Origin of the sequence: Chromohalobacter sp. HP20-39 (assembly GCF_033052815.1) — a bacterium.
In the GTDB taxonomy this organism is placed as follows: Bacteria; Pseudomonadota; Gammaproteobacteria; order Pseudomonadales; family Halomonadaceae; genus Chromohalobacter.
Genome location: NZ_JAWHTP010000397.1, coordinates 1 through 322 on the forward strand (window position 1 = coordinate 1; position 322 = coordinate 322).

The 322-nt window shown below is 64.0% G+C and carries 1 protein-coding gene; it reads left to right on the forward strand.

Features of this window, described 5'->3' with window-relative positions; translation table 11 throughout:
• Window positions 1–322: Tn3 family transposase (locus RVY79_RS18530; RefSeq protein ID WP_317466011.1), on the forward strand; the 322-nt coding region annotated here is incomplete at both ends.

Sequence of the window (322 nt, forward strand, 5' to 3'; positions counted from 1 at the left end):
CGACGGCACCACCTCATCGTCGGACGGCCAGAACTTCCGCACCGGCAGCAAGGCCGAGAGCACCGGCCACATCAACCCGAAATACGGGAGCAGCCCAGGGCGGACGTTCTACACCCACATTTCTGACCAGTACGCGCCATTTCACACCAAGGTCGTGAACGTCGGCGTGCGCGATTCGACCTACGTGCTCGACGGCCTGCTGTACCACGAGTCCGACTTGCGGATCGAGGAGCATTACACCGACACGGCGGGCTTCACCGATCACGTCTTCGCCCTGATGCACCTCCTGGGCTTCCGCTTCGCGCCGCGCATCCGCGACCTG